Here is a 5,405-nt window from a genome sequence, read left to right as displayed (position 1 = left end):
GCATCGCCGCGGGGGTCGCAAGCGCGACACCGGGCATCGCCGGCGCGAGCGGAAACTCCCGCCCGTCGCGCAGTTCGACGATCCGTCCGTCCGCTTTCAGCCGCAACCGCTGCATGATGGCCCTCCGAGCCCGGCAATTATCAGCGATCCGCGTTAAGGTCCGATTAACGATAAGGTCACCGCTATTTCAGCCCGAACCACAGCGTGGCGATGCCGAGGAACGCGAAGAAGCCGACCACGTCGGTGATCGTGGTGACGAAGGTGCCGGAGGCGACCGCCGGATCGGCCCGCACCCGCTCCAGCACCATCGGGATCAGGATGCCGCCGAGCGCGCCGGCGACGAGGTTGCACACGATCGCGAGGCCGATCACCACGCCGAGGCCCGGGATCCTGAACCAGGCCACCGCCGCGATGCCGGTGATGACGGCAAAGGCGAGGCCGTTGACGAGGCCGACCATGGCCTCGCGCATCACCACGCGAAACGCGTTGCTCGAACCGAGCTCGCGGGTCGCCAGCGCCCGGACCGCGACCGTCATGGTCTGGGTCGCGGCATTGCCGCCCTGGCTCGCCACGATCGGCGCCAGCACCGCCAGCGCCACCATCTTCTCGAGCTGGCCTTCGAACAGGCCGAGCACCGAGGAGGCCAGGAATGCGGTGGCGAGATTGACCAGCAGCCAGTTGAAGCGGCCGCGCGCGATGGTCCAGACGCTGTCGGACAATTGCTCGTCGCGGGTGACGCCGCCGAGCGCCTTGATCTCCTCGTCCGCCTCCTCCTCGATCACGTCGAGGACGTCGTCGATGGTGATGACGCCAACCAGCCGGTTGGCGGTATCGACCACCGGCGCGGCCACCAGATTATACTTGCCGAACAGCCGCGCGACCTCTTCCAGGTCGTCCAGCACCGAGACGCGGCGGCGGTCCGCATCGATCAGGTCGGCGAGCGGCACCGGCCGGCGCGCGCGCAGCAGCACGTCCAATGGCACCGCGCCCTGCCAGTGTTTCTTGTCATCGACTGCGTAGATTTCGTAGAACCGCTCCGGCAGGTCCGGCGTCTCGCGCATGTAGTCGATCGCCTGCCCCACGGTCCAGTCCGGCGGCACCGCGATGAACTCCGACTGCATCCGCCGGCCGGCGGAACTTTCCGGATACAGCAGGCTGCGCTCCAGTGCATCGCGCTCCGACGGCGGCAGCTTTTCGAGGATTTCCTCCTTGTCCTCCTCGTCGAGGCCCTCGAGCAATTCGACGGCGTCGTCGGATTGCAGCTCGCGGACACCCTCCGCCACCGTCTCCGGTTTGAGTTCCTCGAGGATTTCTTCGCGGACGGCGTCGTCGACCTCGTTGAGCGCCGAGAAGTCGAAATCCGCGCCCGTGAGTTCGACGAGCTTGACGCGGTCGTCAGGCTCCAGTGCCGCGATCAGGTCGCCGAGATCGGCCTCGTGCAGTTCCGCGACGACCTCGCGCAAGTGCGGCCGATCGGCGGCATCAATGGCGCGCGTGATTTCTTCGACAAATTCGTGACGGAGCCGGCCCTCCTGGTCCCGCATCGGCTCGCGGTCGAGCGCGGCGGGATGGGCAATTTCGATGTTTTCGGCCATGCCGCGCGCCTCGCCAATTTGACAGAACTGGAGAACTCGTCTGAGCTATTGCTGCAGGCATTACCCAATCCGCAACGGCCGGCGCAACGGGAAAGATGTGCCAACACAGATGGCAGGGAATTTCATGAAGACGCTGGGCGCAGCCGCTCTCGCCTCGGTCGCGGGGATGGCGGCGGCGCAGGCCAGCCAATGCCCGCGCGAGGACGCGCTTGGCACCTCACGCGTTCTCGCGGTCGATCCCGCGGCCTATCCGCGCGTTGGCCTGAAAAGCTTTCCGCAGACGCTGCCGCTGGTGGATCACGAGGTCGTGCTGACCTTCGACGATGGCCCATGGCCGGCGACCACCCAAAAGGTGCTGGCAGCACTGGAACATCAATGCGTGCACGCCACCTTCTTCATGATCGGGAAGCCGGCTTCCGAACACCCCGAACTGGTACGCAGGATCGCGGCCCTCGGCCATACCGTGGGCCACCACACCTGGACCCATCACAATCTCAAATACCTGAAGCCGGACGCAGCCGATGGCGAGATCGACAAGGGCATCGCCGCGGTTGAAACGGCGCTTCACGGGATCGCGACCTCGACCCCGACGACGCCGTTCTTTCGCTTTCCCTACTTTGAAATGGCGCCAAAGACGCTTGAAAAGCTGCAATCACGCGGCATCGCGGTGTTCGGTGCCGATCTCTGGGCCAGCGACTGGAACCCGATGACGCCGGAACAGCAACTGAAGCTGCTGACCGACCGGCTCAACCTCGCCGGCAAGGGGATCATCCTGCTGCACGATTCCAGGGCGCAAACCGCGGTCATGCTTCCGGCTTTTCTGCGATATCTGCGCGATAACCACTATCGGGTGGTTCATCTGGTCCCAGCGGCCGACAACCCCGCCACGGTGCAGACGCAATAGATCGAGATTCTTGTGGTATTGAGTCGGTTAAGGCGGCATTCATGACGCCGATGTAGTGATTTCGCGGCTCACCCGGAACGCAGTAGTGTTGTATGATCGCTAGCGTATCTTTGGATTGGCGGAAGCGGTCATGGACCGCTTTGGGCGCGGCGCTTCTGATCTGCGCCGCCGTGCAGACGGCGTCGGCCGCCGATTGTCCCGGCCATCCCGACGCGCTCGGTACTTCGCGGACACTGGTGGTCGACCCCCGCCAGCATCCCCGGATCGGCACCATGCAATATGCGAAGACGCTGCCGCTCGCCGATCACGAGGTCGTGCTGACCTTCGACGACGGCCCGCTACCCCGCTACAGCAATCAGGTTCTGGAAATTCTCGCTGCGCAATGCGTCAAGGCAACCTTCTTCCTGGTCGGACGTCAGGCCAATGCCAACCCCGAAGGCGTGCGCAAGGTCCGCGACGCCGGCCACACCGTTGCGACCCACACCCAGAGCCATCCGACCGGCATGCACCGGCTGCCGATCGACCGCGCCAGCAAGGAGATTGACGACGGCATTGCGTCGGTAACGGCCGCGCTTGGCGATGGCAGCGCGCCGGCCCCGTTTTTCCGCATCCCGGGTCTTGCCCGCGCCGAGGGGATCGAGGCCCACGCGGCGTCGCGGGGCCTGCAGGTCTGGAGCGCCGATTTCCCCGCCGACGACTGGCGACACGTCTCTCCCTCGCGCGTCTATGATCTCGCGATCCGGCGCCTGGAAGCCAAGGGGAAAGGCATTCTGCTGCTGCACGACATTCAGCCGCGAACGGTCGCGGCACTGCCGAAAATCCTGCATGAGCTGAAGGCACGCGGCTATCGCATCGTTCATGTGGTGCCGGCGACATCGGAACGCCCGGCGACGCCGAGCGAGCCGTGGCAATGGCAATTGCACCCGGCACCCGAGACGGTCGCGGTTTCGCGCTGGCCGAAAGTTCCCGGTTTTGTTTTCTCCGAGACCGAAGCGCTCCCGGCGCCGGCGCTGACCGATCTGGATTGGCGTAAACCGGGGCTGGCCGATCGCCCACGGCGCTCACACGGCATTCCGATGCCGCGGGAAGCTCCTTGGCCCCGATTGCAGTTCGCACAAGGTGATGGCGCGGTTGCGCTGCCGATTCCGGATGCCAGCATTTTCCAGATTCCGGAAGCGACGGAGGCCACCCTGCTGGCCACCACGTCGGCGCATCAACTTGAAGGGGATACGCCAAGGGAAGCTGAAAACCTGGTCAGGCGGTCCGCAGCCAGATCGCGCGCGGCCGTGGCGCACCGGTCAAAGCGTGCCGGACATGCCGCGTACCAAAACCCGCACGCGAGCCAGGCCGAAACAGGGACGCCCAAACAGGCCGCGCAACCAAAGAGAAACGGGCGTTCGGTCCGGGTTGCCAGCCTGAAGAAACGCTAGAACCTGTCGAGCCGACCGAAAAGGCGCCGAAATCAGCCCGTCACGATCTTGGCGATGCACAGCAGGATGACGAGCGCCAGAAACAGCAGGTCGATATACGCCTTCATCTCGCCGGCGTGGCGGAGTTCGGCGACGTCGCTGACAATTTGCTTGCGCACCGACGTGGCATCGGGGCCCTCGGCGGCCGCCGCGGCCAGCCGGCGCGCCTCCAGTTCAAGCCGCTCGATGCGCTGGAAGAAATGAAACGACCGCAGCGCCGAGGCGGCATGCATCGCGGCGTAGACCAGTACGAGCACGGCCACGATCGCGCGGTGCGAATATTTTTCCAGGAAGTTCAGGCTGAAATACACCAGCGACAGGAAAACGAAGTTGGAGATGAAGCGATAGGCGTAGCTCAGGAACTTCATGCGCGTGCCTTCGGATGATGTTTCGTCGCGCGAAATCCGCCGAAACAGGTCACCAGGCGGGAATCGCTCCAGATTCGCAACATACGCGAACCTGGTTGCGGAAACGCATCGGCCGGTTCCGGTGCCAAAAAATTGCTGCCGCAACGTTGCAGCCAACATGCACTTTCCGTCGCGGAATCGGTCGTCCAGGCGGCGGTCCGCGGCAACGCGGGAGCTGCTGCGGCTTGCGAACGTGGTGACCCGCTCTCAGCTACACCACGCCACGGGACACGGTCTGGCGTCGTGCGCCAAGCTGGAAAGCTCTTCATCCGCGCGCGACCAGAACGTCGTCGTGCGGATCGGTTTGCTTCAGGTTCAGCGTGGAATGCATTGGCACTCCGTGTACTCAGTCCAATGTCACGCGCATGAAAGGTGGTAGCGTCAGAGTGAAAACCCTTAAGAGTTTCAAAGCTGATCTTTTTAGATGGTGCGCTCGGAGGGACTCGAACCCCCACGATTTTACTCACTGCCACCTCAAGGCAGCGCGTCTACCAATTCCGCCACGAGCGCCTAGGATCCCGGCTCTGGCCTTCGGCCTGCCGGATCAACGGCGCCGATGTAACAAATCAGCCATGCAGGGACAAGGCGGTTCAGCCACCGAATTAGCTGCGGACTCCGGGGGATTTAGGCAGCATTTGCTTGACTTCGACCGCGATGCGGTTGCGATCGACCAGTACCACGCCGCTTGCAACCGGCAGGTTGTTGGCGAGGATCTTGACCTCGTCCGCCTCGGTGGCGTCCAGTTCGATGATGGCGCCGCGGGACAGCCGCATGACCTGGTGGATAGGCATTGTGGTGGTGCCGAGCACCACCATGAGATCGACGCTGACTTTATCGAGGGTGGTCACTTCGAAACCGCCGAACCGGGACTAATTAGGTGGTTGCACCTGACCACGTTATGGTTAGCCAATGGTTAATGACCGCCAAAGCCTTGATTTGACGAGTTTCGCGCGCCCGGCCGGCGTCGAATGGCGGATCGCGGACGCGCCGGTCCCCTACCCCGAAGCCTTGGCGGTCATGGCGACGCGGG

The 5,405-nt window shown here is 64.1% G+C and carries 5 protein-coding genes, 1 tRNA gene and 2 pseudogenes; 3 read left to right on the top strand and 5 right to left on the bottom strand.

Going from position 1 to position 5,405, the window contains the following annotated elements; translation table 11 throughout:
• Both WCE35_RS16365 and mgtE read right to left on the bottom strand, forming a co-directional pair.
• Positions 1-115: pseudogene (locus WCE35_RS16365) on the bottom strand (helix-turn-helix domain-containing protein); the annotation flags it as partial.
• Positions 116-182: 67 nt separating this feature from the next.
• Positions 183-1,595, bottom strand: a complete 1,413-nt coding sequence (gene mgtE, locus WCE35_RS16360) for a magnesium transporter (RefSeq protein ID WP_424594377.1) — start codon at positions 1,593-1,595, stop codon at positions 183-185.
• Positions 1,596-1,719: 124 nt separating this feature from the next.
• Here mgtE and WCE35_RS16355 point away from each other — a divergent pair, with 124 nt between their 5' ends.
• Together WCE35_RS16355 and WCE35_RS16350 are read left to right on the top strand one after the other, a co-directional pair.
• Entirely contained in the window at positions 1,720-2,499 is a 780-nt protein-coding gene (locus tag WCE35_RS16355; protein ID WP_424594376.1) for a polysaccharide deacetylase family protein, read from the top strand.
• Between the two features lie 170 nt (positions 2,500-2,669).
• Positions 2,670-3,929 carry a polysaccharide deacetylase family protein gene (locus WCE35_RS16350; protein WP_424594375.1) on the top strand — a complete coding sequence of 420 codons (1,260 nt, stop codon included), beginning with the start codon at positions 2,670-2,672 and terminating at the stop codon, positions 3,927-3,929.
• Between the two features lie 32 nt (positions 3,930-3,961).
• Here the strand turns inward: WCE35_RS16350 and WCE35_RS16345 are convergent, their stop codons facing one another.
• The 3 genes from WCE35_RS16345 to WCE35_RS16335 form a co-directional block, all read right to left on the bottom strand.
• A complete protein-coding gene (locus WCE35_RS16345; protein WP_424594374.1) occupies positions 3,962-4,336 on the bottom strand; it encodes a hypothetical protein in 375 nt (124 codons plus the stop codon).
• Positions 4,337-4,800: 464 nt separating this feature from the next.
• A tRNA-Leu gene (locus tag WCE35_RS16340) sits at positions 4,801-4,885 on the bottom strand.
• A 92-nt stretch (positions 4,886-4,977) separates the two neighbouring features.
• Positions 4,978-5,223 carry a FliM/FliN family flagellar motor switch protein gene (locus WCE35_RS16335; protein ID WP_424594373.1) on the bottom strand — a complete coding sequence of 82 codons (246 nt, stop codon included), beginning with the start codon at positions 5,221-5,223 and terminating at the stop codon, positions 4,978-4,980.
• Between the two features lie 61 nt (positions 5,224-5,284).
• On the opposite strand from WCE35_RS16335, the pseudogene WCE35_RS16330 reads away from it, so the two are divergent.
• Positions 5,285-5,405 (top strand): annotated as a pseudogene (locus WCE35_RS16330) (lipoyl(octanoyl) transferase LipB); the annotation flags it as partial.

Origin of the sequence: Bradyrhizobium sp. (genome assembly GCF_049691595.1) — a bacterium.
Lineage (GTDB): Bacteria > Pseudomonadota > Alphaproteobacteria > Rhizobiales > Xanthobacteraceae > Bradyrhizobium.
Note: the sequence above shows the minus strand (reverse complement) of the source record. Positions and strands in the feature narration are given on the sequence as shown.

Coding starts and splice junctions, on each gene's coding strand:
- mgtE (WP_424594377.1), bottom strand. CDS start 1,595: ATGGCCGAAAACATCGAAATTGCCCATCCCGCCGCGCTCGACCGCGAG.
- WCE35_RS16355 (WP_424594376.1), top strand. CDS start 1,720: ATGAAGACGCTGGGCGCAGCCGCTCTCGCCTCGGTCGCGGGGATGGCG.
- WCE35_RS16345 (WP_424594374.1), bottom strand. CDS start 4,336: ATGAAGTTCCTGAGCTACGCCTATCGCTTCATCTCCAACTTCGTTTTC.